The organism is Calditrichota bacterium (genome assembly GCA_013151735.1).
Taxonomy (GTDB): Bacteria; Zhuqueibacterota; JdFR-76; order JdFR-76; family BMS3Abin05; genus BMS3Abin05.
Genome location: JAADHR010000191.1, coordinates 3,852 through 5,079 on the forward strand (window position 1 = coordinate 3,852; position 1,228 = coordinate 5,079).

At 53.1% G+C, this 1,228-nt stretch carries 1 protein-coding gene; it reads right to left on the reverse strand.

The window, feature by feature from the left end; translation table 11 throughout:
- Positions 1–1,228: transcriptional regulator (locus tag GXO76_13475; GenBank protein NOY78868.1), on the reverse strand; the 1,228-nt coding region annotated here is incomplete at both ends.

Consider the following 1,228-nt stretch of genomic DNA (forward strand, 5'->3'; position numbering starts at 1 on the left):
TACGGCAGCAACCAGAATGCGCCGTCCCGGAGCGTGCGCCCGCCGTCTCCGCCGCGCAGCTCGTAGGGGTCTCCGTTCCAGCGCATCAGCGGGCGCTCCGAATAGGGATATACTCGCTCACTTTGGCTGATCCGGCCATGACGATCCCGAAATTTCTGCTTGTAATCCGTACGGTGCGTGTTGTCCACCGTCCAGTCAATCAGATCCAACGGGACGTCTTTAAACCAGGCCAGGCATTTCTGCGCATCATAGGTGCCGTCGGGTTTGGGAAAATCTTCAAATACATTTTGCCAATCATTAAGATGAGCAAAAATCGAGGCCCCGTACACGTAATTGAAAAACGTGCTGATTTCCGGGCGTTCGATTTCCCAGGAGCGCTGAATGCTGGAAAGGTAAATAGCCACTAATTCGGGGTCGGTTTCATACTGAAGCAAGTGGTAATACGGCACAAACGCCAGTTCGTCGTCGCTGTGATTAATAATGCTGTGCGGCCAGATGAGTTTTTGCCGCACCGTGTTAATGGCGTACCCGTGTTTCTCGATGAGGTCGCGGTAGCACTTCTGGTATTTTTCATCGCCGGTAATGTGGTAGGCCACCTTTAAATGGGACAGGATTTCCAGGGAATTGAGTCCCCGCTCCGCCAGGCGTTTGAGTTTTTCGTTCAATTCCTGCGGTCCCCAAAATCCCCACAAAGTTGGTTTGCCGTCCAGATCCAGAAGGTAGTAATCGTGATCCACAATGTAATCGGTAATCCGTTTCACATAGGCCCGGATTTCCTTTTTCTCCTTTGGCGTAGCTGCTAAATCGTAGTAACAGGCGTAGGCAAAATAATGCCCGTCCACCTCGTCGCTGGAGGTGTCGCCTTTCCATTCCCACTTGCCGTCGGGAGTGAGGTGCCATTCGCCTCCGTAGTGCAGGCGTTCCGGTTCACCGGCAGGAACAATTGAGCGGGAAATAAATCCGGGAATTCCGTTCACACGTTCCAACCACATGAGCGCGTCCAGCGATTTTCGGGCATTCTTTTTGGCTTCGGGATCGTGTGTCACGGCGTAACGGAAGCATTCCGCCCCGATGTAAAGTGACGTCCAGAGACCGTCGTTGTCGCTGTGAGGTTTGAAGGTACCGCCCGAAAGGTCGCCCGGAATTTTCAACCTTGCGTCCCCCACAAACCCCAGACGCGTGTTGTATTTTTGGAGCTGGCGGTCGTAAAAGGCAGCCTTTTTTTCGA